This is a genomic window from Herbaspirillum sp. GW821-FHT09A12, assembly GCF_059418325.1.
On record NZ_JBWKPR010000004.1, the window covers coordinates 260,057 to 283,389 of the forward strand.

The window sequence follows — 23,333 nt, forward strand, 5'->3', positions numbered from 1 at the left end:
GGCGCCCGCCATGGAACCTGTAGGAGACAAGTTCGTGGACGTACGACAATTGCGTTACTTCGTGGCCGTCGTCGAAGCCGGCAGCCTTTCCAAAGCCGCGCTGAAACTGGCCATTTCGCAACCCTCGCTGAGCCAGCAGATCGTCGAAATGGAAGGCGACATGGGCCTTCCCCTGCTGTTGCGCAGCTGGTCCGGCGTGCGGCCGACCGAGGCCGGACTGTCGATGTACCGGCATGCAAAAACCATCCTCGGCCAGGTCGAACAGATGCGCGCCGAAGTACGCCGCGGCGAGTACGAACTCTCCGGCCCGGTCGCCATCGGCCTGCCCACCAGCGTCGCCACTGTCATCGCCGTGCCGCTGTTCGACCGCATGCGCAGCAGGTATCCCGGCATCCAGCTGCAGATCATCGAGAGCATGAGCGGCAGCCTCTCCGAACTGCTGGCCAACGGCAGGCTGGACATGGCCATCCTGTTCCGCGAGACCGAGACGCGCGGCATCAGCGTCATCCCGCTGTTCAACGAACTGCTCTCCGTGCACGGCGCGGCCTGGATCGGCGATCCGATGGCGCGGTCGCTGCCGCTGTCGATGCTGTCCGGCGTGCCGCTGGTCCTGCCAGGCAAATCCAACGGCTTGCGCCTGCTGGTGGAACGCACGTTTGCCGCCGAACGGCTGGAGCTCAACGTCGTCGCCGATATCGACTCCCTGCCCACCATGCTCTCGCTGGCCCGCCGCGGCAGCGTCGCCACGATCCTGTCCGGCTTCATCACCATCGGCAGCCACGGCGAACTGCCGGCGCGCTATCTGGTGGAGCCGACGCTGGAGCGCTCGGTCGCCCTGTGCCGCCTCAATTCCGTCCCGCAGACCGCCGCATCGCGCGCGGTGCAGGACTGCATCCAGGCGATCGTGGCCGACCTGGCGCCGTCGCTGAAGGTAACGCCCTAACCTCCCTGGCCAGCGGCAGGCATCTACCACATTGGTTTTGGCTATACCCCCTAGTCAAAAAGAGTATTTCCCGGGGTCTCCTTTTGCGGGCTAAGATTTTTCATCGATACGACATTCGCTTCGTGACAACGAAAAATCCAACCATCCTGGAGACCTGCCATGCCACTTCCTCTTTCCGGCGTCACCGTGGTGACGCTTGAACAAGCCATTGCCGCACCGATCGCCTCGCGCCACCTGGCCGACTGGGGCGCGCGGGTGATCAAGATCGAACGCCCGGGCCAGGGCGACTTCTGCCGCGACTACGACACCGCCATGAACGGCATGTCCAGCCAGTTCGCCTGGACCAACCGCTCCAAGGAAAGCCTGGCGCTCGACATCAAGAGCCCCGAGGGCAAGCAGGTCCTCGACGCGCTGCTGCCCAAGGCCGATGTGTTCCTGCAAAACCTGGCGCCGGGCGCCGCCGCCAGACTCGGGCTCGACGCGCGCACGCTGGTCAAGCGCTTTCCGGCACTGATCGCCTGCGACGTTTCCGGCTACGGCAGCGGCGGCCCGTACAGCAAGAAAAAAGCCTATGACCTGCTGGTGCAATGCGAATCGGGCTTCCTCGCCATCAACGGCACCGAAGAGCAACCGGCCAAATGCGGACTGGCCATTGCCGATACCGCCACCGGCATGTATGCCCTCAACGGCATCCTCATGGCGCTCTATCACCGCGAACGCACCGGCCAGGGAACCGCCTTCGAAGTCTCGCTGTTCGATTCCATGGCCGAATGGATGAGCTATCCGGCCTTCTACACCAGCGGCACCGGCACACCGCTCAAGCGAACCGGCATGCGCCACGCCACGATTTCTCCTTACGGCCCGTTCCGCGCCGGCGACGGCCGCAGCATCTTCTTCGGCATCCAGAACGCCCGCGAATGGGAGTCGTTCTGCCAGACGGTGCTGGAAGATCCGTCCGTCTGCACCGATGCCCGCTTTGCCAGCAATCCGCATCGGCTGCTCAACCGCGATGCGCTCGAACAGCTCATCGAAGAACGCTTCACCCGCTGGAGCAGTGACGAACTGCTCGCCAAACTGGACCAGGCGGCCATTGCCAACGCGCGCATGAATACGGTGGAAGAATTCACACAGCATCCGCAATTGCATGCCCGCAAGCGCACTCGCGAAGTGGACTCGCCCTACGGCCCGCAAACCATGTTCCTGCCCGCCATCACGATCGACGGTCTGGAACCGGCCATGCATCCGATTCCTGCCGTGGGCCAGCACAACGACGCCATCCTGGGCGAGCTCGGCCTGCGGCATTTGCGCCAGCGGGGCGCCGCATGAACCCGGCCCGCGTCTTGCAAACCGTGCGCACCTTCCTTGCCGTACCGGCCCACCGGCGGCGGCTGGTGGAGTCGGCGGCCCGCTCGCAGGCCGATGCCGTCTTCCTCGACCTTGAAGATGCCGTTCCCGAATCCGAAAAACAGCAGGCGCTGGGCGATGCCTTGCTGGCGCTGCAGGAACTCGACTGGGGCGGCAAGCATGTGGCCGTACGCGTCAATGCCTTTGGCAGCCGTTTCCTGCAAGCCGAAATCGAGACGCTGGCCAAGGCCGCCCGGCTCGATGCCATCATCATCCCCAAGGCCGAACGCTGCGGCGACATCGCCGTCATTGCCGGCTGGCTGGATGCATCCGAAGCGGCGCGCGCCCAACCGCTCGAACTGGAACTGCTCATCGAAACCGCGCTCGGCCTGGTGCAAGTCGATGCGCTGGCGCAAAGCCATGCGCGGGTTTCGGCGCTGCACCTTGGCGTCGGCGATTTCGCCGCCTCCATCGGCGCCCGCAGCACGGAAATCGGCAGTTCGCCGGACGGCTACCGGCAAACCGTTGCTGCCGCGGGCAACTACCTGAGCGCGCCGCTCGACCTGTTCGCCTATCCGATGATGCGGCTCCTGGTCGCGGCCCGCGCGTTCAACCTGCGCGCCATTGACGGCCCATGCGGCGCGTACCGGGATGCCACGCTCACCCAGGCCTGGGCCGAGAAAGCGGCGGCGATGGGCTTCGATGGAAAACAGGTCATCCACCCATCGCAAATCGCAGCCACGCGCGACGCCTTCATTCCGGACGCCGCGCAACAGGCATTCGCGCAGCGCGTCGTCGCCGCCATGCAGGATGCCGAACGCAACGGCAAGGGCGCGGTGTCGGTCGACGGCAAGATGGTCGACTACGCCAATGTCCGCATGGCGCAACGCATCTTGCGCCTCGCCGGCCACTCCTGATTCATACCGGCGCCATCGAAAACGGCGCCGGTGCGCCAACCTTTGCAAGCAGGCCTCAGATGGAACCGGCGCCATGCGCCAGGAACCCGCCATCCACCGGCAGCACGATGCCGTTCACATACGAAGCGCCATCCGAGGCGAGATAGGTCACGGCCGAAGCGATCTCGGCCGTCGTTCCGTAACGTTGCATCGGGATGGCGCGCGTATATTCTTCGCGGAATTTGTCGGTATGCAGGACCCGCGTCATCGGCGTATCGACCGGCCCCGGCGCCACCGCATTGACGGTAATGCCGTGCTGGCAAAGCTCGACTGCCATCTGGCGCGTCAAGGCGATCACCGCGCCCTTGGACGTGCCATAGGCCGTGCGGCCGCTGCCCACGGCGCGCATGCCGGCCACCGAGGCGATGTTGATGATGCGGCCCCAATGCTTGGGGATCATCAGGCGCGCCGCGTGCTGGCCGCACAGCATGCTGCCGGTGACGTTGACGTTCATGGTCGACTGGAAGATGTCGAGCGGGTATTCGACGAAAGGCAAGACCTTGGCGATGCCGGCGCTGTTGACCAGCACGTCGCAGCGCCCGAACTCCTGGCCGATCTGGCTGAAGCCGGTGGCGATCGATTGCGCGTCGGCCACGTTCATCTGCAGCGCCGATGCCGCATGGCCCTGATTCTGGAAGCGTGTGGCGGTGGCTTGCGCCGCCGCCGGATCCAGGTCCGCGATGACGATGTGATAGCCGGCCGTCGCCAGCTGCTCGCCCACTTCGGCGCCGATGCCGGCCGCGCCTCCGGTGATCACTGCGACCCTGCCGTTGCTCTTGCGTTGCGTCTCGTCCACGTTGTCTCCTGTCCCAATTTTTTCGCTGCGGCGCCGGATCGACCGCGCCGAAGCATGCATGATTGGAGCAGATTATGAGAGACGGAAAACGCCGGCTCAATGGATATTAAAGCCGCGCCCTGTGAGAAAAAGTCACTGCGGTCAACGTCACTGCTGATGAACCGCTGATGAGGCGACTGCCAATAGCGCCAAGTAGGCAAACGCCCGCACAGCACTGCGGTGAATCGGGAAGGCACGATGGCCGGCTCCACAAAAAAACATCCATCCAAGCGCCTACGCCTGCCCCAAACGCACTCCCAACACTTCGATGCAGGCCGGCGCTTGGATTTCCATTGCCAACGCAGGCGATGAATCGGCATGGCCGGCCAATGCGGCGCTGCGTTGCCGCGATTTTCCTTTACAATAAAAATATTAATTCTCATTTACAATTTGGCCATGCCAACCCTGTTCCCAGCCGGAAACAGGGTGGTGCGCATCGCTTGCTCCTGTTTTCCGACCATCGTGCATCCATCTTCGGCGTCTTCCCTGATCGGCCTGCTGGCGCGTCATTACGACGAGCTGATCGATCATTTGCGGCGCCGCTTCCGTGACAAGGAGTTCGCCGCCGAAGTGCTGCACGATGTGTGCGTGCAATTGCTGGAGCGGCCGCCCCAGAGCGAAATCCGCGCCCCGCACGCCTTCTTGCGGCATGTGTCGACGCAGGCGGCGATCGATCGCTACCGGATCGAGAAGGCACGGGCCGATGTCATTGCCCATGTCGGCGAGTTGCCGGAGTGCGCGCCGGCGCCGTCAGCCGCGCCGCTGCAGGGAGCCGAACTGGCGGTGGCGTTCCAGCAGAAGCAGCGGGCCGTGCTGGCGGCTGTGCGGGAATTGCCCGAGCGCTGCCAGGAGGTCTTCATCCTCCACAAGCTCTACCATCTGCCGCAGGCCGAAGTAGCGGCCAAGCTGGGCATTTCGCGCGGCATGGTGGCGCGCCACATGGCGCGTGCAGTGGCCGGGCTGGCGCCGGTCATCAACCAACCCTGACAGGACAAGGGACAACGATGGCCAATCCCGCAACCGGGCGCGCCGATGTCGGCGCCGTGGAACATAACGGCAACCGTCCTGGCGGCCAGGCGCCGACGCTGGACGACGATACCTTGATGTTGTTCGAGGACGGCCTGCGCGCGCAGTTGCCCGATGCCGAGGAGATCATCGCCCGCGCCGCCTCGCGCAAGCGCGAACATCGCCTGGCCGGCGCCGCCGCGCTGCTGTTGGCGGTGACGGCCGGCCTGTTCTGGATCAATCCGGCCTACCGCACCGAAACCATTGCCACCGCGCCCGGCGAACGCGGCACCTGGACGCTGGACGACGGCAGCGAGGTCTCGCTCAATACCGCCTCGCGCCTGACCGTCGAATACCGCCTGCGCTCGCGCGAACTGCATCTGCCGCAAGGCGAAGCCATGTTCCGCGTTTCCCATCCGCGGGTGCGCAGCTTCATCGTCTACGCCAACCGGATGCAGGTCGAGGACATCGGCACCGTCTTCAATGTGCGCAATACCGAAGAAGGCGCCCGCGTCACCGTGCTGGAAGGCCATGTGCGGGTGCATTCCGGCGTGCGCGACGGCCCGAGCCAGTTGCTCGGCGCCGGCCAGGGCATGGAGGCGCAAGGGGAACAACTGCGCCCGTTCGCCGTCACCGGCCTGCCGGCCCTCCCGGCCTGGCGCGAAGGCAAGCTGGTGTTCGACAACACGCCGCTGGCGCAAGTCATTGCCGAGCTCCAGCGCTACCGCGCCGCGCCCTTGCTGCTGTCACCCGCATTGGCCGGCGGCCCTTTGCGCATCACCGGGCAATTCGACATCGACCATCTGGACCAGTTGGTGGCCATGCTGCCCAAGCTCGCGCCGATCGCCGTCGAGCATCGCGCCGATGGCAGCGTGGCCATCTTCCCAAAGGGCGGGACAGACATCCCCGCCCCACGGGCTGCGCGCTGAGCCAACCGGTTTCTTAAAAATATTTTTCGCCCAAAGGTGTACATCGACCTGTGCCGGCCCGGCTATCTCTCTATAGACAGATTCTGACAAGGAGATTTTCATGGGGAAGCTACAGGCCAGGTTGGCCTTGCTGGCCGCGGGTGTGGTCATTTCGGTTTCGGTGCTGGCCCAGCCGGCGCCGCTTGAGCTGGATCTCGGCGCGCAGCCGCTGGGCCAGGCGCTTAACGCACTGGCGCGCCAGTCCGGTGCGCAGATCGTGTTCATATCGGATGTCACAGCCGGCAAGAACGCGCCGGCCCTGAAAGGCAGGTTCAGCGTGCGCGAAGCGCTGGAGCGCTTGCTCGAAGGCTCGGACCTGCGCGTGGACGCCATGGATGAACGCACTTTCGCCGTGGTGCGCGCCGCCGCAGGCGGCGCCGCCAACGGGGTATTGCCGCAGGTGACGGTGGCCGCCGCCGCCGATGCCGGGGACTTGCCGCCCGCCTATGCCGGCGGCCAGGTGGCGCGTGGCGCACGGCTGGGCCTGCTGGGCAACCGCGACGTCATGAGCACGCCCTTCAACGTCGCCAGCTATACCTCGGCACTGATGGAAAACCAGCAGGCCCGCAGCCTGGCCGATGTGCTGGCCAGCGATCCCTCGACCCGCTTCATCAGCCCGGCCGCCGGCCTGAGCGACGACTTCCTGATGCGCGGCTTCACGCTCAGCAGCACCGATATCGCCTTCAATGGCTTGTATGGACTGCTGCCGTACTACCGCGTCCCCACCGAGGTGGCCGAGCGCGTCGAAGTGCTCAAGGGCCCAAGCGCGCTGCTCTCCGGCATCTCCCCCGGCGGCGCGGTGGGCGGCAACATCAACGTGGTGCCCAAGCGCGCCGGCGACCAGCCGCTGACGCGCGTAACGGCCAGCTATCTCTCCGACGCCCAGTTCGGCACGCATGTCGATATCGGCCGCCGCTTCGGCGACGACAACGAGGTCGGCCTGCGCTTCAACGGCGTGTACCGCAACGGCGGCACCAACATCGACCACAGCACTGAAAAGCTGGCGCTGGGATCGCTGGGGCTGGACTACCGCGGCCAGCGCCTGCGCGCCTCGCTGGACGTGATCTCGCAGCAGGAAGACATCGATGGCACGCGCCGCCAGCCGCAGTTCGCGGCCAACATCGCGATTCCGTCGCCGCCCTCTTCCTCCGCCAACTGGTTTCCCAATGCCTACTCGCGCCAGAAGGACGATACCGTCCTGCTGCACGGCGAATACGACTTCAGCGACGACATCACCGGCTTTGCCAGCGTCGGCTCGCGCCGCAGCCGCTCGGAGCTGCTGCTGGGCAATCCCTCCAATGTCAGCGCGCAAGGCGTATTCCAGTCTTCGCTGGCGTACTGGAATGCCTACACCGACACCACCACGGCCGAAGCCGGCATGAAGTTCCGTTTCCGCACCGGCCCGGTGGGCCACGAACTGGTCGCCAGCAGCAATATCCTGCAGCAGGAAGACGGCCGCATCCTGTCGGCCTTCAGCACGCCGGTAACCTCCAGCATCTATGCCCCGGTGCCGGCCAACCTGCCGACGACGTATCCGGGCGCCACCCCCAAGATCTCGGAAAGCTCTTCGACCAGTTTCGCGCTGGCCGACACCATGTCGTTTGCCGACGACCGCGTGCTGGTGACGGCAGGCGCGCGCAAGCAATACGTTTCAACCAGGAATTTCGCCACCGGCGGCGCGGTGACCTCGCGCTACGATGCCGACGCCATCACCCCGATGCTCGGCATCGTGGTCAAGCCGTCGGAGCAGGTCTCGCTGTATGCCAACTACATCGAAGGCTTGAGTCCCGGCCAGGCGGTCAACGACATCGCCGCCCCCAACAACGGCGAGGTGTTTGCGCCCTACAAGACCAAGCAGTATGAAACCGGCGTGAAGTTCGACTTCGGCAGGATCACTACCGGCCTGGCCCTGTTCCAGATCACCAAGCCCTCGCTGATCCAGGATCCGGCCAGCCTGCGCTACAGCGCCGACGGCGAGCAGCGCAACCGCGGGCTGGAATGGAACGTCGCCGGCGAAGTCGCCGAGCATGTGCGGGTGCTGGGCGGCGCGGCCTATACCAATGCCGTCCTGACCCGCACCGCGGGCGGCGTCAACCAGGGCAACCGGCCACTGGGCGTGCCGAAGTGGCAAGCCAACCTGGGCGGCGAGTGGGATGTGCCGGCGCTGCCGCAACTGACGCTGCTGGCGCGCGCCATCTATACCAGCCAGCAATACGTCAACGTGGCCAATACCCAGAGCATACCGAGCTGGATCCGCTACGATGCCGGCGCCCGCCTGCAGACCCGTATCGCCGGCAAAAGCGTGACCTTGCGCGCCAACGTCGAGAACCTGCTCAACAAGGACTATTGGGTGGCGCCCAGCTCCGGCGGTTACCTGACGCTGAGCGCGCCGCGCACCTTCCTGCTGTCGGCAACGGTGGATTTCTGAACGCGAGGAACCTGACATGAGCACGCATGCCGCCATCCGCCGCTGGAGCTGGATCCACAAATGGAGCAGCCTGGTCTGCACCGCGTTCCTGCTCATGCTGTGCATCACCGGCTTGCCGCTGGTGTTCCACGAAGAGATCGAGGAGCTGATGGGGGAAGTGGCGGCGCCGGCCATGCCGGCCGATACCCCGCGCCTGCCGTTGGCGCGCATCGCCGCAGCCGCGCGTGAGCATTACCCTGACCAGGTGATCCAGTTCCTGTCATGGAATGCGCAAGAGCATCCGCACCTGGTGTTCGCCGGCATGAACAGTTCGCCGCAAGCGTCCCCGGAAACGCGCAAGTCGCTGGTGCTGGACGACCGCACGGCGCAGATCCTGGACACGCCGGATCGTCGCCAGGGCTTCCTCTTCGTGATGCGCCAGCTCCACACCGACATGTTCGCCGGCTTGCCCGGCAAGCTGTTCCTGGGCGCCATGGGCCTGCTGTTCGTGGCGGCCATCGTCTCGGGGATAGCGCTCTACGGGCCGTTCATGCGCAAGCTGGAGTTCGGCGCCGTGCGCCACCGCCGCTCGCGCAAGCTGCAGTGGCTGGACCTGCACAACCTGCTGGGCATCGTGGTGCTGGCCTGGACCTTCATCGTCGGCGCCACCGGCGTCATCAATACGCTTTCCGACGTGATGCTGGTGGCCTGGCAGAACGGCCAACTGGCGGAAATGACGGCGCCTTACCGCGACGAACCGACATTGCCGGCCGATGCCGTCCTGAGCCCGCCCGAACGCGCCGTGGCTACCGCCGAAGGCGCCGCGCCGCACATGAGCTCGCTGTTCATCGCCTGGCCCGGCACCCGCTTCACCAGTGCGCACCATTACGCCGTGTTCATGCACGGCAATACGCCGGTAACCTCGCGCCTGCTGATGCCGGCGCTGATCGACGCCAAGACCGGGCAGCTCACCGACATGCGCGAGATGCCCTGGTATGTGCGTACCCTGTTCCTGTCGCAGCCGCTGCACTTCGGCGACTACGGCGGCTTGCCGCTCAAGATCCTGTGGGCAGCGCTCGACCTGATCACCATCGTGGTGCTGGGAAGCGGCCTTTATCTCTGGTTCGCGCGCCGCCGCCAGGCGGCGTTGCGGTCGGCGCATTTTTCCTCTGCGGCGTCGGCAGCGTCGGCGGCCGGCCACGACGGGAGCTCATCATGAAAGACCATGCTACGCGCGGCGGCTTTCTCCGGGTCTGGCGCATGCCCCTGCTGCTGGCGGCGTTGACCGTGTTCGGCTTGTTGGCCGCCTTGCTGGGGAGCGGCTTCTGGCGCGTCTTGTCGTGGCTGGCGCTGGCGCTACCGGTGGCAGTCGGTGTGCGCCACGCGCTGTGGCCGCGCGATGGTTCCGGATAGCATGAGCGTCGGCGTGCCTCCGGCCTGCGGCACGCCCCCCCGATGGGCGGGGCGTGCCGCCAGCACCGTTCAGAGAAAGCAGGTCGAAATCGCCGGGATGAACGTAATGGCCACCAGCCCCGCCAGCAACACGCCCAGATACAGCCAGATGCGCTTGAGCGCGGTCTCCGGCGGCACCTGTCCGATGATGCAGGCGGCGTAGTAGCACAGGCCGAAGGGCGGCGCGAACACGCCCAAACCCATGGCCAGGATCACCACCATCGCGTAGTGGATTTCATGGATGCCGAGCTGGTGCGCCACCGGGAACAGCAAGGGCGCAAACAGCACGATGGCGGGAATCCCCTCCAGCACGCTACCCAGCACGATGAACGCCACGATCGACACCAGCAGGAAGCCGGTGGCGCCGCCCGGCACATGGGTCATCATGGCGGCCAGGTCATGCGAGAAGCCCGATTGCGTCAGCGCCCATCCCATCGCGCTGGCGGCGCCGACGATGAACAGGATCGCGCCCGACAAGGCGGCGGTCTGCACCAGGATCGGCATGGCCATGCTCCACTTCAGGCTGCCCCGATAAATCAGCAGGCCGACGATGAGCGAATAGGCGATGCCGATGGTCGAGACCTCGGTCGCCGTCGCCACGCCTTCGACCACGGCGGTGCGGATCACAAACGGCAGCAGCAATGCCGGCAGCGCGATGGCGAAGGTGCGCAGCACGTACTTGGCGGGAGCGCGCGCGGTTTCCACATGGTCGCTGCCGGCGCGCCACCAGGCCACCACCGCCAGCACCACGGCCAGCACGATCGCCGGCAGGATGCCGGCGGTAAACAGCGCCGCGATCGAGATGCCGGTCACCGAGGCGATTGCGATCAGCACCAGCGAGGGCGGGATGGTTTCGCTCATCGCGCCGGAGGCGGCCAGCAGCGAAATCAATTCGCTGTCCTGCATGCCGCGCTTGCGCATTTCGGGAAACAGCACCGGCGCCACGGCGGCCATGTCGGCGGTCTTCGATCCGGAGATGCCCGACACCAGCAGCATCGCCCCCAGCAGCACATACGACATGCCGCCGCGCACGTGGCCCACCAGCGAGGCCAGGAATTCGACCATCACGCGCGCCAGGCCGGTGGCATGCACCAGTTGGCCCAGCAGCACGAACATCGGCACCGCCAGCAGGATCAGGCTGCTCATGCCCTCGTCCATGCGCCCGACCACGATCACCAGCGGGGTCGAGGTGGTGCATAGCAAGTAGGCGCTGGTGGCGATGGCAAAGGCGAAGGCGATCGGCGCGCCGGCCATCACCGCCACGCCCAGCATGCCGAGGAAGAACACCGGCAGCGCCTGCTGCCCCATCGCCGCCAGCATCGGCGCGGCCAGGTAGCAGCCGCCGGCGACCAGCGCCAGCAGCGCCGCCACGCTGGCCACGTCGCGCTTGCCATGCTGCAGCAGGCGCAGCACGCAACTGGCGAGCGCGACCACGAAGCCGGCCGGCAAGGCCAGCGCGCGCACCATGCCGCTCCATCCCAGCGCCGGCGTTTCGACAAAGCCCTGGTCTTCCACGTAATCGAAGCTGGGGTGCAGCACCATCGCCAGCAGTACCAGCGTGACGCCGATGGCCAGCGTTTCGGCCCATACCTGGGCCCGCGGCGGCAGCTTGGAAACGAAGAAGGTCAGCCGCATGTGGCAATTCTTCTGCACCGCCAGCGCCGCGCCCAGCATGGCCAGCCACAGGAACAGGATCGACGCCAGCTCGTCACTCCAGATCAGCGAGCTGTGCAGCACCGAGCGCGCGACGATGCCGGCCATCAGGATCGCCACCTCGGCCACCAGCACGGTCGCCGCCAGCGCCTCCACCGACTTCTGCAACCAGTGCTGGCAGGCGTCGATCAGGCTGCGCGGGGCGTCATGCGTGCCCATCGCGGCGCCTTGCCGCATGCTGTGGACCGCACTCATGTCATCTTCCCGACGACCGATTCCAGCGCGGCCCACGGCGCGGCGCCGAACTTGTCTTTCCATTCCTTGTAGAACCCGACGTCGGCCAGCGCCTTGCGGAAGGCGTCGCGGTTGGCGCTGTCGAAGACGATGCCCTTCCTGGTGAGCTGCTCCTTGAGCGAGACGTTGAGCTGTTCGACGTCGCCGCGCTGCTCGACGCTGGCGCGGTCGAATTCGCGGCGCACGATCGCCTTGAGGTCGTCCGGCAGATTGTTGAACGCGCGGCGGTTGCCCAGCAGCCAGAACGGATCCCAGATGTGGTTGGTCTGGCTGATGTATTTCTGCACTTCGTACAGCTTGCCGGCATCGATGGCGACCAGGCCGTTTTCCTGGCCGTCCACCAACTTGGTTTGCAGCGCCGTGTACAGCTCGTTGAAGTTGATCGAGGTCGGGTTGGCGCCGAGCGCCTTGAACAGCGAAGTGAACATCGGCGACACCGGCACGCGGATGCGGTAGCCCTGCAGGTCGGCCGGGGCCTTGATCGGCTTGGAAGTCGATGAGATCTGGCGGAAGCTGTTGTCGGCGGCCTTGGAGACCGACACGATGCCGCTCTTGTCGATCTGCGCGCGGATGATCTTGCCCAGCTCGCCATCCACGCTGGACCACACTTGCTGGTAATCGGAATAGGTGAAGCCGACATTGGTGATGGCCGCCAGCGGCACCACGGTCGACAGCACCGAGCCTGCGATGTTGAGGAACTCGACGCCGCCGGTGCGCACCTGGGTCAGCAGGTCGGTATCGGAGCCCAACTGGCTGGCCGGGAAGAAACGGATGTCGAGCCGGCCCGAGCTGGCTTCGCGGATGCGCTCGGTGGCCTGCTTCAAGCGGGCGTTGATCGGCTGGTCGAGCGACTGGCCGGTAGCCAGCTTGTAGTTGAATTCGGCGGCGCGCGCCGGTTTGCTCCAGATCGTCACCAGCGGCAGGGCCGCGGCGGCGGCCAGGACGGAACGGCGCGACACGCCGCGCAGCGGGTTGGTTTTGCTCATGCTGTGTCTCCAGTTTTTATGTGTCGGAGGAGTGCCGCCTGCCGACTGAAGCGGGCTGGCGGCCATGTCCTGATAGTGCAGCTCTGTGGCTGCTACGGTGTGTTCGAGCTTGAATTTAAAAGGTTTATTGGTGAAGTACAATTAATTTATTTTTCATTAATCTTTAGAAAATTTAAAGGATTAGCGTATGTATCTGCCGCTCCGCGCCATCAGCGTATTCCACGCCGCCGCCCGCTCCGGCAGCATTTCGGCGGCCGCCGACGAGCTCAATGTGACGCCCTCGGCCGTCAGCCAGCAGATCCAGGCGCTGGAGACGCACCTGGGCACGTCCCTGATGGTGAAAGTGGGGCGCGGCGTGGCGCTGACCGAGGCGGGGGAGCGCTACTTCTCCTTGATCGCCGAAGAGATCGACCGCATCTCCGAGGCCACCCAAAGCATCCGCGGCCTGCGGCCGGTCACCCTGCTGACGGTGCGCGCCACGCCCACGCTGTCGAGCAAGTGGCTGCTGCCGCGCCTGAAGGGTTTTCTGGACGCCAATCCCGACCTCGAAGTGCGCCTCAACGGCACCAACGAGGTCACCGATTTCACGCGTGAAACGGTGGATGTGGAAATCCGCCACGGCCGCGGCCAATGGCCGGGGCTCTATACCGAAGGACTGACCGAAGAACTGTTCTTCCCGGTATGCCACCCCGGCTACGCCGCGCCCGGCAGCCTGAACGCGGAAGACCTGGCGCAGCACCGCCTGATCCAGTCGGTGAAGTCGCAGGTGCAATGGCCCTACTGGTTTTCGCTCAACAAGCTCAGTGCGCCGAACCAGATGCGGCGCGTGCTGTTCGACCGCAGCCACATGGCCATCGACGCGGCGGCCGACGGCATCGGCCTGGCGCTGGAAAGTTCGCTCATGATGTGGCGCGAACTGCGCGAAGGTACGCTGGTTTGCCCATTGCGCCACCCGCCGCGGGTGGCGCAGACCACGCAATGGGTGGTGTGCCCGGTGGACAGCCTGCGCAAGAAGAAGGTCAGCCTGTTCCTGGACTGGCTCAAGGAAGAAGTGAAGCAGTGGCAGGCGCAGCAATTCATCCCGCCCGGCATGCCCGGCGCCAAATAATTAGAAAAACTAATCATTCCCATCGTAAATGTTAATTGTTTTAACAAGATGCGCTGATTAAACTTTTTTGCACGGGTTGGCTGCGTCGTCGCTTCACACCGCAGCCGCCCCGCAAAAAGGAGACACGGCAAGGAACCCATCCCTGCCGCTTTGACGAGTCAGTCGCATCCGGCGCCCGCATGACGCTTCACGCATCGGGCCGCCGCACATTACGAGAAGGAATTGACATGAATTTGTACAGCTTGCTGCGCGAGCGCGCGGCCGCCGGCCGCCCGGTGCGCGTCGGCCTGATCGGCGCCGGTAAGTTCGGCTCCATGGTGTTGGCCCAGGCGCAGCACATCGAAGGCATGCATGTGGTCGGCGTGGCCGACCTCAACGTCGAAAAGGCGCATGCCGCGCTCAACCGCGTGGGCTGGCCCAAGGAACGCTACGCCGCCAAAAGCCTGGGCGAAGCCGTCAAGAACGGCACCACCTGCGTGCTGGAAAACGCCGCCGCGCTGGCCGATTGCGAAGAGATCGAATGCATCATCGAAGCCACCGGCCATCCGATCGCCGGCGTGCGCCATGCGCTCTCGGCCATCGACGGCGGCAAGCATGTGGTGATGGTCAACGTCGAAGCCGACGCCATGTGCGGCCCGCTGCTGGCGGCGCGCGCCAAGGCTAAGGGCCTGGTCTACAGCATGGCCTACGGCGACCAGCCGGCCATCATCTGCGAACTGGTGGACTGGGTGCGCTCGTGCGGCTTCGAGCTGGTCTCGGCCGGCAAGGGCATGAACTTCGAGCCGCGCTATCGCTACTCGACGCCGGATACCGTCTGGAGCTATTTCGGCTGGACCGATGAAGAAGTGGCCAAGGGCGACTTCAACCCCAAGATGTACAACTCCTTCACCGACGGCACCAAGGCCGCGATCGAAATGGCGGCGGTGGCCAACGGCACCGGCCTCGATTGCCCGGATGACGGCCTGGCGTTTCCGCCGACCGGCCTGCACGACCTGGCCGGCGTGTTCAAGCCGGCATCCGAAGGCGGCCGCCTGCCGCGCGCCGGCCTGGTCGACATCGCCGCCAGCCAGGAGCCCGATGGCCGCGAGGTGTTCAACAATATCCGCTACGGCGTGTTCGTCACCTTCAAGGCGCCGACCGAATATGCGCGCGCCTGCTTCAAGCAATACGGCCTGCTGGTCGACAAGTCGGGCTGGTACGGCTCGATGTGGCGCCCGTTCCACATGATCGGCCTGGAAACCAGCATCAGCGTGCTGTCGGCCGTGCTGCGCGGTGAATCGACCGGCTGCTCCAAGGAGTTCCGCGGCGATGCCGTGGCCACCGCCAAGCGCGACCTGAAGCCGGGCGAATTCCTCGACGGCGAAGGCGGCTACGCGGTCTGGGCCAACGCCATTCCCGCGACCAGGAGCCTGGCCCACGGCGCCTTGCCGATCGGCCTGGCGCATAACGTCAAGCTCAAGCGCGCCGTCGCCAAGGACACCGTGGTGCGCTTCGAGGACGTGGAACTGCTCAACGACCTGGATGTGGTGGCGCTGCGCCGCGAGATGGAAAACCAGGCGCGCGGCAACGTCCGCTAGGGGTACACATGGCAAACGCAGACGCATTTGCCGTCATCGCGGAGTTCGAGGTAAAGCCGGCCTGCATGGCGGCTTTTCTCGCGCTGGCGCATGACGATGCCCATCATTCCGTCAACAGCGAGCCGGGTTGCCAACGCTTCGATGTGGTGCGGCTCGACGGCACCAACCACGTGCTGTTCTACGAACTGTACGACCACCGGCGCGCCTTCGACCTGCATCTCGACACGCCCCACCTCAAACGCTTCCAGGCCGGTTTCCCGGCACTGGTGGTACGCGAGTTGCCGGTGCGCTTCGGCCAGATGCACCGGCACTGGGAAGGAAGCCCCGCATGAAGACTATCGGCTTCATCGGCACCGGCATCATGGGCTTGCCCATGGCCGGCCACCTGCTGCGCGCCGGGCTGACGGTCAAGGCCTGGAACCGCACGCCGGCCAAGGCCGCGCCGCTGGCAACACTGGGCGCGCAGCTGATGCCCGCCGCAGCGGACACGGTACGCGATGCCGACGCCCTGGTCTGCATGCTCAGTTCCGGCCCGGCCTGCGACGAATTGCTGCTGGGCGAACACGGGCTGATCGCCGCCATGAAGCCGGGCGCGCTACTGGTGGTGATGAGTTCCATCCCGGTGGAGACGGCGCGGCGGCAGGCGGCCACGGCCGGCGAACAGGGCGTGCTCTATGTGGATGCGCCGGTCTCGGGCGGGGAAAAGGGCGCCAGGGAAGCCACGCTGGCCATCATGGCCGGCGGCGCGGCGCCGGCCTGGGACGCCGCGCAGCCGTTGCTGGCGCTGATGGGCCGGCCCACGCATGTCGGCCCGGCAGGCTGCGGGCAGCTCGCCAAGCTGGTGAACCAGATGATGGTGGCGGCCAACATCGCCAGCGTCTCTGAAGCCATGCTGCTGGCCGAACATGGCGGCGCCGACGTCGCCAAGGTGCGCGAGGCGCTACTGGGCGGCTTCGCCGACTCGACCATCCTGCGCCAGCATGCGCTGCGCATGATCGCCTCGGACTTCACGCCCGGCGGCCCGGCCAAGTACCAGCTCAAGGACACCCGCACCGCCACCGCCTTCGCACACAGCGTGGGCTTGTCGCTGCCGATGCTCAACCAGGCCGACCGCTTGTTTGGCGACATGGTCGAGCATGGCGATGGGGAACTGGACCATAGCGGCATCATCCGGGAACTGCGGAGAAGGCAAGGCTTGCCGGCCTAGCCGTCTATCCGCATCGAGCGCCTTACCAGCGGTAACGCGCCGTCGCCAGCACCTGCCGGCCGTTGCCGTAGATGCAGCGCGCATCGTAATAGCAGCCGGTGACATAGTCGCGGTTAAACAGGTTGCTGCCGGTCAGCGACAAGCGCCAGCTCGGCAAGTCGTAGTGGAGCGCCGCATCGAACAAGGCGTAGCCCGGAATGCTCAGCGAGTTGTCCGGCGAACCGGCATTGCTGCTGACGTAACGCACCCCGCCGCCGAACCCCAACCCCGACAGCGCGCCGCCGCGCAGCGTGTAGTCCAGCCACAGCGCAGCCATCTGGCGCGGGCGCGGAATATCGATCGGCCATTTGTTCAGGGTGGTCGGGTCGTTGGTCCTGGTGTTCTTGACATCCTGGTAGGTATAGCTGGCGATCACGTTCAGGTTGCGGTTGATCTCCGCCAGCGCTTCCAGCTCGAAGCCGCGCGAGCGCACCTCGCCGGTCTGCACATAGCTGTTGCCGCTGGGATCGTTGAGGTCGGTGGTGGTCACGTTCTGCTGCTTGATTTCGAACACGGATGCGGTGATCGAAGTCTTGCCGCTGCCGGGCTGGTATTTGACGCCGGCTTCCAGCTGCTTGCCGGTCGTCGGCTTGAACATGTTGTTGGACGAATCGCGGCCCAGCTCCGGCATGAACGAAGTCGAATAGCTGATGTAAGGCGCCAGCCCCGATTCGTCCAGGTAAACCAGGCCGATGCGGCCGGTGTAGGCGCTGTCCTTTTGCGATTGCGAGGTGCCCGCCACCAGGTCGTCGACCACGCTCCGGGCCCAGTCCTTGCGCCCGCCCACGGTCAGGATCCAGTGCCGGTCGAACTTGACCTGGTCTTGCAGGTACACGCCGACCTGTTCTTGCGTGGCCACCGCGCTGTCCGGCGTGGCGCCGTCAAAGATGGACGTATCGAAGCGGGGATAGACCGGATGATAGAGATTGAAGGAACCCGGGATCAACACGTCATATTCCAGGCTGTTCTTGCGCTGGCGCTGGACGTCCACGCCCACCAGCGCGGTATGCGCGATGGCGCCGGTGGAGAATTTGGCTTGCGCCTGGTTGTCGAGCGCCAGCCGGTAGTAATCGAACTTGGCCAGGTAGGCATCGCGCAGCATGGTGCTTTGCGTGGCGTCGGCCGGGTCGAGGCCGACGCCGTAGGTCATCTGGTCGTCCAGCTTGACCTTGCTCCAGCGCAGGTTCTGGCGCACGGTCCAGGTATCGTTGAAGCGATGCTCGAACAGGTAACCGAACGAGTACTGCTCTTTGACATAGCGGTCCCAATCCGGCGAGCCGGTAAACAGGGTGCTGGAGATCTTGCCGTTGGGATTGGGCAGGATGGTTCCCGCCGCCGGCAGGAAACTGTCCGACGAGTTGGTGCGGTCGCGCAGGTAGGTGGCCTGCAAGGTCAGCGTGGTGTCGCTATCGGGCATCCAGGTCAGCGACGGCGCCAGCATCAGGCGCTGGTCCTTGAAGGGGCCGAGCGGCAGGTTGCCGTCGCGCACCAGGCCGGTGAAACGGTACAGCAGCTTGCCGTCCTCATCCAGCTTGCCGCTGAAGTCGCCCGCCAGTTGGCGGCGCGCGTCGGTGCCGATCTGCATTTCGATTTCATGCAGCGGCGTCGCCGTCGGCAGCTTCGACACCATGTTCACGGTGCCGCCCGGGTCGCCCTGGCCATACAGCACCGACGCCGGCCCCCGCAGCAATTCGATGCGCTCCAGCTGGTACGGGTCGACGCGCCAGCTGGCGAGGTTGATCGTGGTCGGCAATTGCAGGCCGTCCAGGTACACGCTGGGCACGAAACCGCGCACCACGGTGTACCAGTCCGAACGCGTCCCGGCGCCGTAGGACGAGACGGCGGCGCTATAGCGCAGGGCCTCGTTCACGCTTTGCGCGCCCTGGGCTTCGAAGCGCTCGCGGGTGATGACGCTGATCGATTGCGGGGTTTCCAGGATCGCGCTGTCGGTCTTGGTCGCCGTGGCGCTGCGCGTGGCGACATACCCCTGGACCGGGCCGTAGGCGCTTTCTTCCCGTTCGCCGCTGACGGTCACGGCCGGCAGCTGGGCCTCGTTGCTGGAGAGGTCGGCGGCTTGCAGCGTGAAGGTCTTGTCGGCTTGTTCGCGCACCTCCAGGCCGCTGCCGGACAACAACCGGTCGAGCGCTTCGCGCGCGGTGTAGCTGCCTTTGAGCGCCGGCGCGGTGCGCTCCTTGGCCAATCCGCTGGCAAAGAAGATCTGGATACCGGTTTGCCGCGCCAGGGCATTGAGCGCCCGGTCCAGCGGCTCGGCCGGGATATCGACATTGACCCTGGCGGTCTGGGCATACGATGACGCGGCCAGCAGGATGGCGGCAGCCAGGACGTTCAGGCGCAGCAAGGCGCAACGGCGCGGCGCTGCCGAAGGTGTAAAGCGGTGCACGGGTAGTCTCCTTGAAAATGGCTCTTAGAACCTGTTCACAGGTTCTTATGGAGATAGCCGAACCAGCCCGGGGATTACCCAACCCATATTGAGAAATATTTTTATTTATTTTTACACTTGGAGCGCAGCGCCGGTGATCTAGCGCGCCTTGATGCGGATAACACCGTTGCCGCTATCGCTGCCATTATTGTTGCCATCACGCGCCACGGCCACCGGCAGGATCGACGGCAGAAGATCGAGCATGGCGTCGGCCCGTGCGGTATCGAACACGCCCGACACCCGCAGGCTTCCCAAGGCATCGTCCACCGGCGCGATGCGGGTGCCGATGTAGCGCTGCATTTCCTGCAAGGCGTCGCGCAGCGGCGTGCGGTCGAACATCAGCTTGCCGTCTTTCCAGACGGTCTGCGCGACGGCATCCACCGCCGCCACCGCCGGAACCTGCTGCCCGACGGCCTGCGCCTGCTGGTTTTCGGTGAGGTAGACCGGCGCGCCGCCGCCCTGCACCTTGACCTGCCCCCGCAGCACCGTGACCTGTACCGACGCCGGCTTGCGCCAGACATCGAACATGGTGCCCACCACCGTGACGCGGGTATCGCCCGCCGCCACCGTGAAAGGACGATAGGCCTTGTGCTCGACGTCGAACAAGGCCTGCCCGGCATGCAGCTGCACGCGGCGCGACCGCAGGTGCCAGGCGATATCGAGGCGGGTATCGGTATTGAGGACGATGCGGCTGCCGTCGGCCAGTTCGGCCGTCAGTTGCTGCCCCACCGCCGTCGACAGATGGTCGGTACGATAGGCGGGATCGGCCCACAGCACGGCGGCGCCGGCCGCGACCACCACCGCCAGCGCGAGCTGGCCGCGCCGGCGCGGCTTGGCGACGGAAGCCGGCGGCAAGGGAAAACGCGCCATCAGCACATCGCGATGCCGGGCGATGGCCTGCTCGGCGTGCTGGGATTCTTGCGGTTGATCCTGCCCGATGCGCATCAGTTTCTTTCGTCCGCTTGCAGTCTGGCGCGGCATGCGGCCATGCCCACGCGCAGATGCTTCTCCACCATTTGCCGGGAGATGTTCAGGTGCGCGGCAACCTGCGCCTGCGGTATCTGGTGGATCTTGTGCATGATAAAAACCTCCCGGCATCGTGGCGGAAGATTCTCGATAACATTAATCAGCACGTCAAGGTTCTGGTGCGTTTCCAGGCGATCTTCGTGGCTGGGGGCCTCGGCGGCATAATCGGGCAGCTCGGCCACCGGCTCGACCAATGCGCGGCGGCCTTCTTCGACCCGATAGCGATCGATCGCAAGGTGGGTGGAAACGCGGCGCAAGAAAGCGAACGGCGTATGCACCGCGGTTTGCGGCGGCTGCTCCAGCAGTTGCACGCAGACATCCTGCATCACGTCGCGCGCAAACCCCTTGTCGCCGAAGCGGCGGCGCAAATGATCGACCAGTTCATCGTAGTGATGAACCAGTGCGGAAATCAGTCCTGGAGAAGGGTCGCGCTGCAAGAGGGAGGTACCGGCGGATTGTGTGGAAAACGCCAAAATTATAAATGATAATCATTATTATACGAATCTTTAGACTTTTCCCTGGGTCCGCGATACGCCGCAACCGCGAAAAAAAACCCGCCTTGAACTTCAGGCGGGTTTCTTCCAGCGCTCACGCTTGCATCAGCGTTTGCATCAACGCTTGAGCTGCGACAAGTCGCGCACTGCGCCGCGGTCGGCCGAGGTGGTCAGTGCGGCATAGGCTTGCAATGCCTGCGACACCACGCGTTCGCGATTGCCCGGTTGCCATGCCTTGTCGCCTCGCGCTTCCATGGCGGCGCGGCGCTTGGCCAGGTCGTCGCCGGAGATGCGCAGGTTGATGGTGCGGTTGGGGATGTCGATGTCGATCATGTCGCCCTCTTCCACCAGGCCGATGGCGCCGCCTTCGGCCGCTTCCGGCGAAGCGTGGCCGATCACCAGGCCCGAGGAGCCGCCGGAGAAACGGCCATCGGTGAACAGCGCGCAAGCCTTGCCCAAGCCCTTGGACTTGATGTACGAGGTCGGGTACAGCATTTCCTGCATGCCCGGGCCGCCCTTGGGGCCTTCGTAGCGCACGATGACGACGTCGCCGGCATGCACCTGGTCGCCCAGGATGCCTTCCACCGCGGCGTCCTGGCTTTCGAACACGCGCGCGGTGCCGGAGAACTTGAGGATGCTTTCATCCACGCCGGCGGTCTTCACGATGCAGCCCTTCTCGGCAATGTTGCCGTACAGGACCGCCAGGCCGCCGTCCTTCGAGTAAGCGTGCTCGAGGTCGCGGATGCAGCCGTTGGCGCGGTCCAGGTCGCTGGTCTCGAAACGCTCTTCCTGCGAGAACGCGGTTTGCGTGGGCACGCCGCCGGGCGCCGCGCGAAACAGCTTGTGCACGGCCGGGTCGCTGGTGACGCGGATGTCGTATTTCTCGATCGCCTCGCCCAGGGTCTTGCTGTGCACGGTGGGACGCGAGGTGTCCAGCAGGCCGGCGCGCGCCAGCTCGCCCAGGATGGCGATGATGCCGCCGGCGCGGTGCACGTCTTCGATGTGGTACTTGTTGGTCATCGGCGCCACCTTGCACAGGCAGGGCACATTGCGCGAGATGCGGTCGATGTCGGCCATGGTGAATTCGACCTTGGCTTCATGCGCGGCGGCCAGGAGGTGCAGCACGGTGTTGGTGGAGCCGCCCATGGACACGTCCAGGGTCATGGCGTTTTCCCAGGTTGCCTTGGTGGCGATGTTGCGCGGCAGGATGGAGTAGTCGTCCTGCTCGTAGTGGCGCTTGGCCAGTTCCACGATCTGGCGGCCGGCGCGCAGGAACAGTTCCTTGCGGTCGGCGTGGGTGGCCAGGATGGTGCCGTTGCCCGGCAGCGACAGGCCCAGCACTTCGGTCAGGCAGTTCATCGAGTTGGCGGTGAACATGCCGGAGCAGGAGCCGCAGGTGGGGCAGGCCGAGCGTTCGACTTCGGCCACGTCGGCGTCGGAGATGTTCTGGTCGCCGGCCTGGATCATGGCGTCGACCAGGTCCAGCTTGATGATCTTCTTGTCGGCATTGACGGTCTTGATGACCTTGCCGGCTTCCATCGGGCCGCCGGAGACGAAGATCACGGGGATGTTCAGGCGCATGGCGGCCATCAGCATGCCCGGGGTGATCTTGTCGCAGTTGGAGATGCACACCATGGCGTCGGCGCAGTGGGCGTTGACCATGTACTCCACCGAGTCGGCGATCAGGTCGCGCGAGGGCAGCGAGTACAGCATGCCGTCATGGCCCATGGCGATGCCGTCATCGACGGCGATGGTGTTGAATTCTTTCGCTACGCCGCCGGCCGCCTCGATCTCGCGCGCCACCAGCTGGCCCAGGTCCTTCAGGTGCACGTGGCCCGGCACGAACTGGGTGAACGAGTTGACCACGGCGATGATGGGCTTGGAGAAATCGCCATCCTTCATGCCGGTGGCGCGCCACAATGCGCGGGCGCCCGCCATGTTGCGGCCTTGGGTGGTGGTATAGGAACGGTAGGTAGGCATGTTGGGTGTCTCCTCAGAGCGGCGAACGAAAAGGAGCACTAGGGTGCCGTGGGCGGCTCCAGTTGTCCAATATATTATTCAATGCCCTGTGATTCGCCCGGGATATTACTAAGGCCGGATAACAACAGGCCTCAAGAAAGCCGCCAGGAAGGGCATTGCCCTTCCTGGCGCGGTCGCAAACAGGTGATTGTCAGGGTTGCATTTCAGGGTACTGCCATCGCCGGCAATGGCCGATGGCGTTCATTTGCGTACCGCGGCGTCGATAGCGCTCACGATGGCGATGGCCTTTTCGATCACTTCTGCCTGGCTGGCAACCTGCATGCTGACTTTCAGCGCATGCAGCTGTTCCCGGGTTTCCTTGCTGACCGGCACGTTGATGAAACCGTCCGGATCACGGATGAAGCCTGGATCCTGCCTGCTTCCCTGGGGGATGGATTTTCTGGCCACGTCGGACTCCTCGCTGTTAGAAGTTAGAAACTTGTGGCGCCTATTATGGGGGCTCGCTTGCGTATCCACCAGCGACAAAGTCTCATTCAATGGGAGAAGCCGATGAATGTTTAGGGCTTGTCAATATTAAGACTCATTTCATCAATGGAAGTAAGTACCTTCTAAATCTATC

At 65.1% G+C, this 23,333-nt stretch carries 20 protein-coding genes; 12 read left to right on the top strand and 8 right to left on the bottom strand.

The genetic code is table 11. From position 1 onward, the window contains the following. The first annotated feature begins 10 nt into the window (after positions 1–10). The 3 genes from AC07N6_RS13380 (at position 11) to AC07N6_RS13390 (ending at position 3,204) form a co-directional block, all read left to right on the top strand. On the top strand, positions 11–943 hold the full coding sequence (locus AC07N6_RS13380; protein ID WP_494781494.1) for a LysR substrate-binding domain-containing protein: 933 nt from the start codon (positions 11–13) through the stop codon (positions 941–943). A 159-nt stretch (positions 944–1,102) separates the two neighbouring features. Then, positions 1,103–2,269, top strand: coding sequence for a CaiB/BaiF CoA transferase family protein (locus AC07N6_RS13385; RefSeq protein WP_494781493.1), 1,167 nt, complete (start codon positions 1,103–1,105; stop codon positions 2,267–2,269). After that, entirely contained in the window at positions 2,266–3,204 is a 939-nt protein-coding gene (locus tag AC07N6_RS13390; RefSeq protein ID WP_494781492.1) for an HpcH/HpaI aldolase/citrate lyase family protein, read from the top strand. Before AC07N6_RS13385 ends, AC07N6_RS13390 begins: the two co-directional genes overlap by 4 nt. 55 nt (positions 3,205–3,259) lie before the next feature. On the opposite strand, the gene AC07N6_RS13395 is transcribed toward AC07N6_RS13390, so the two are convergent. Then, on the bottom strand, positions 3,260–4,039 hold the full coding sequence (locus AC07N6_RS13395) for an SDR family NAD(P)-dependent oxidoreductase (protein ID WP_494781491.1): 780 nt from the start codon (positions 4,037–4,039) through the stop codon (positions 3,260–3,262). Positions 4,040–4,474: 435 nt separating this feature from the next. On the opposite strand from AC07N6_RS13395, the gene AC07N6_RS13400 reads away from it, so the two are divergent. From AC07N6_RS13400 to AC07N6_RS13420, 5 genes are all read left to right on the top strand, one after another. Next, positions 4,475–5,065 (top strand): RNA polymerase sigma factor, encoded by a 591-nt coding sequence (locus tag AC07N6_RS13400; RefSeq protein WP_494786261.1) that lies wholly within the window; start codon positions 4,475–4,477, stop codon positions 5,063–5,065. Positions 5,066–5,082: 17 nt separating this feature from the next. Beyond that, positions 5,083–6,012 carry a FecR family protein gene (locus tag AC07N6_RS13405; RefSeq protein ID WP_494781489.1) on the top strand — a complete coding sequence of 310 codons (930 nt, stop codon included), beginning with the start codon at positions 5,083–5,085 and terminating at the stop codon, positions 6,010–6,012. Positions 6,013–6,112: 100 nt separating this feature from the next. Continuing rightward, on the top strand, positions 6,113–8,479 hold the full coding sequence (locus tag AC07N6_RS13410) for a TonB-dependent siderophore receptor (RefSeq protein WP_494781488.1): 2,367 nt from the start codon (positions 6,113–6,115) through the stop codon (positions 8,477–8,479). Positions 8,480–8,495: 16 nt separating this feature from the next. Beyond that, positions 8,496–9,677 carry a PepSY-associated TM helix domain-containing protein gene (locus tag AC07N6_RS13415; protein ID WP_494781487.1) on the top strand — a complete coding sequence of 394 codons (1,182 nt, stop codon included), beginning with the start codon at positions 8,496–8,498 and terminating at the stop codon, positions 9,675–9,677. Further along, positions 9,674–9,871, top strand: a complete 198-nt coding sequence (locus tag AC07N6_RS13420; RefSeq protein ID WP_494781486.1) for a hypothetical protein — start codon at positions 9,674–9,676, stop codon at positions 9,869–9,871. Before AC07N6_RS13415 ends, AC07N6_RS13420 begins: the two co-directional genes overlap by 4 nt. A gap of 69 nt (positions 9,872–9,940) precedes the next feature. Here AC07N6_RS13420 and AC07N6_RS13425 read toward each other — a convergent pair whose 3' ends face one another. Both AC07N6_RS13425 and AC07N6_RS13430 read right to left on the bottom strand, forming a co-directional pair. Further along, positions 9,941–11,818, bottom strand: coding sequence for a TRAP transporter large permease (locus AC07N6_RS13425; RefSeq protein WP_494781485.1), 1,878 nt, complete (start codon positions 11,816–11,818; stop codon positions 9,941–9,943). Beyond that, positions 11,815–12,843 (bottom strand): TRAP transporter substrate-binding protein, encoded by a 1,029-nt coding sequence (locus AC07N6_RS13430; protein ID WP_494781484.1) that lies wholly within the window; start codon positions 12,841–12,843, stop codon positions 11,815–11,817. Before AC07N6_RS13430 ends, AC07N6_RS13425 begins: the two co-directional genes overlap by 4 nt. A 187-nt stretch (positions 12,844–13,030) precedes the next feature. Between AC07N6_RS13430 and AC07N6_RS13435 the strand changes: the two genes are divergently transcribed. The 4 genes from AC07N6_RS13435 (at position 13,031) to AC07N6_RS13450 (ending at position 16,735) form a co-directional block, all read left to right on the top strand. Further along, complete coding sequence (locus AC07N6_RS13435; protein WP_494781483.1) at positions 13,031–13,951, top strand: LysR substrate-binding domain-containing protein; 921 nt, start codon at positions 13,031–13,033, stop codon at positions 13,949–13,951. Positions 13,952–14,178: 227 nt separating this feature from the next. Further along, positions 14,179–15,528: an NAD(P)H-dependent oxidoreductase gene (locus tag AC07N6_RS13440; RefSeq protein ID WP_494781482.1), complete on the top strand. Its 1,350-nt coding sequence runs from the start codon at positions 14,179–14,181 to the stop codon at positions 15,526–15,528. An 8-nt stretch (positions 15,529–15,536) separates the two neighbouring features. Further along, on the top strand, positions 15,537–15,860 hold the full coding sequence (locus tag AC07N6_RS13445) for a putative quinol monooxygenase (RefSeq protein ID WP_494781481.1): 324 nt from the start codon (positions 15,537–15,539) through the stop codon (positions 15,858–15,860). After that, positions 15,857–16,735, top strand: coding sequence for an NAD(P)-dependent oxidoreductase (locus AC07N6_RS13450; RefSeq protein ID WP_494781480.1), 879 nt, complete (start codon positions 15,857–15,859; stop codon positions 16,733–16,735). Before AC07N6_RS13445 ends, AC07N6_RS13450 begins: the two co-directional genes overlap by 4 nt. A 22-nt stretch (positions 16,736–16,757) precedes the next feature. On the opposite strand, the gene AC07N6_RS13455 is transcribed toward AC07N6_RS13450, so the two are convergent. From AC07N6_RS13455 to AC07N6_RS13475, 5 genes are all read right to left on the bottom strand, one after another. Beyond that, positions 16,758–19,175, bottom strand: coding sequence for a TonB-dependent siderophore receptor (locus AC07N6_RS13455; RefSeq protein ID WP_494781479.1), 2,418 nt, complete (start codon positions 19,173–19,175; stop codon positions 16,758–16,760). 138 nt (positions 19,176–19,313) lie between these two features. Continuing rightward, positions 19,314–20,159, bottom strand: a complete 846-nt coding sequence (locus AC07N6_RS13460) for a FecR family protein (protein WP_494781478.1) — start codon at positions 20,157–20,159, stop codon at positions 19,314–19,316. Next, positions 20,159–20,677, bottom strand: coding sequence for a sigma-70 family RNA polymerase sigma factor (locus tag AC07N6_RS13465; protein WP_494781477.1), 519 nt, complete (start codon positions 20,675–20,677; stop codon positions 20,159–20,161). Before AC07N6_RS13465 ends, AC07N6_RS13460 begins: the two co-directional genes overlap by 1 nt. A 174-nt stretch (positions 20,678–20,851) precedes the next feature. Then, complete coding sequence (gene ilvD, locus AC07N6_RS13470; protein WP_494781476.1) at positions 20,852–22,714, bottom strand: dihydroxy-acid dehydratase; 1,863 nt, start codon at positions 22,712–22,714, stop codon at positions 20,852–20,854. A gap of 240 nt (positions 22,715–22,954) precedes the next feature. Beyond that, positions 22,955–23,161 carry a hypothetical protein gene (locus tag AC07N6_RS13475; protein WP_494781475.1) on the bottom strand — a complete coding sequence of 69 codons (207 nt, stop codon included), beginning with the start codon at positions 23,159–23,161 and terminating at the stop codon, positions 22,955–22,957. Positions 23,162–23,333: the final 172 nt, after the last annotated feature.

Coding starts and splice junctions, on each gene's coding strand:
- AC07N6_RS13400 (WP_494786261.1), top strand. CDS start 4,475: ATGCCAACCCTGTTCCCAGCCGGAAACAGGGTGGTGCGCATCGCTTGC.
- AC07N6_RS13440 (WP_494781482.1), top strand. CDS start 14,179: ATGAATTTGTACAGCTTGCTGCGCGAGCGCGCGGCCGCCGGCCGCCCG.
- AC07N6_RS13405 (WP_494781489.1), top strand. CDS start 5,083: ATGGCCAATCCCGCAACCGGGCGCGCCGATGTCGGCGCCGTGGAACAT.
- AC07N6_RS13385 (WP_494781493.1), top strand. CDS start 1,103: ATGCCACTTCCTCTTTCCGGCGTCACCGTGGTGACGCTTGAACAAGCC.
- AC07N6_RS13415 (WP_494781487.1), top strand. CDS start 8,496: ATGAGCACGCATGCCGCCATCCGCCGCTGGAGCTGGATCCACAAATGG.
- ilvD (WP_494781476.1), bottom strand. CDS start 22,714: ATGCCTACCTACCGTTCCTATACCACCACCCAAGGCCGCAACATGGCG.
- AC07N6_RS13435 (WP_494781483.1), top strand. CDS start 13,031: ATGTATCTGCCGCTCCGCGCCATCAGCGTATTCCACGCCGCCGCCCGC.
- AC07N6_RS13380 (WP_494781494.1), top strand. CDS start 11: ATGGAACCTGTAGGAGACAAGTTCGTGGACGTACGACAATTGCGTTAC.
- AC07N6_RS13450 (WP_494781480.1), top strand. CDS start 15,857: ATGAAGACTATCGGCTTCATCGGCACCGGCATCATGGGCTTGCCCATG.
- AC07N6_RS13425 (WP_494781485.1), bottom strand. CDS start 11,818: ATGAGTGCGGTCCACAGCATGCGGCAAGGCGCCGCGATGGGCACGCAT.
- AC07N6_RS13390 (WP_494781492.1), top strand. CDS start 2,266: ATGAACCCGGCCCGCGTCTTGCAAACCGTGCGCACCTTCCTTGCCGTA.
- AC07N6_RS13410 (WP_494781488.1), top strand. CDS start 6,113: ATGGGGAAGCTACAGGCCAGGTTGGCCTTGCTGGCCGCGGGTGTGGTC.
- AC07N6_RS13420 (WP_494781486.1), top strand. CDS start 9,674: ATGAAAGACCATGCTACGCGCGGCGGCTTTCTCCGGGTCTGGCGCATG.
- AC07N6_RS13460 (WP_494781478.1), bottom strand. CDS start 20,159: ATGCGCATCGGGCAGGATCAACCGCAAGAATCCCAGCACGCCGAGCAG.
- AC07N6_RS13430 (WP_494781484.1), bottom strand. CDS start 12,843: ATGAGCAAAACCAACCCGCTGCGCGGCGTGTCGCGCCGTTCCGTCCTG.
- AC07N6_RS13445 (WP_494781481.1), top strand. CDS start 15,537: ATGGCAAACGCAGACGCATTTGCCGTCATCGCGGAGTTCGAGGTAAAG.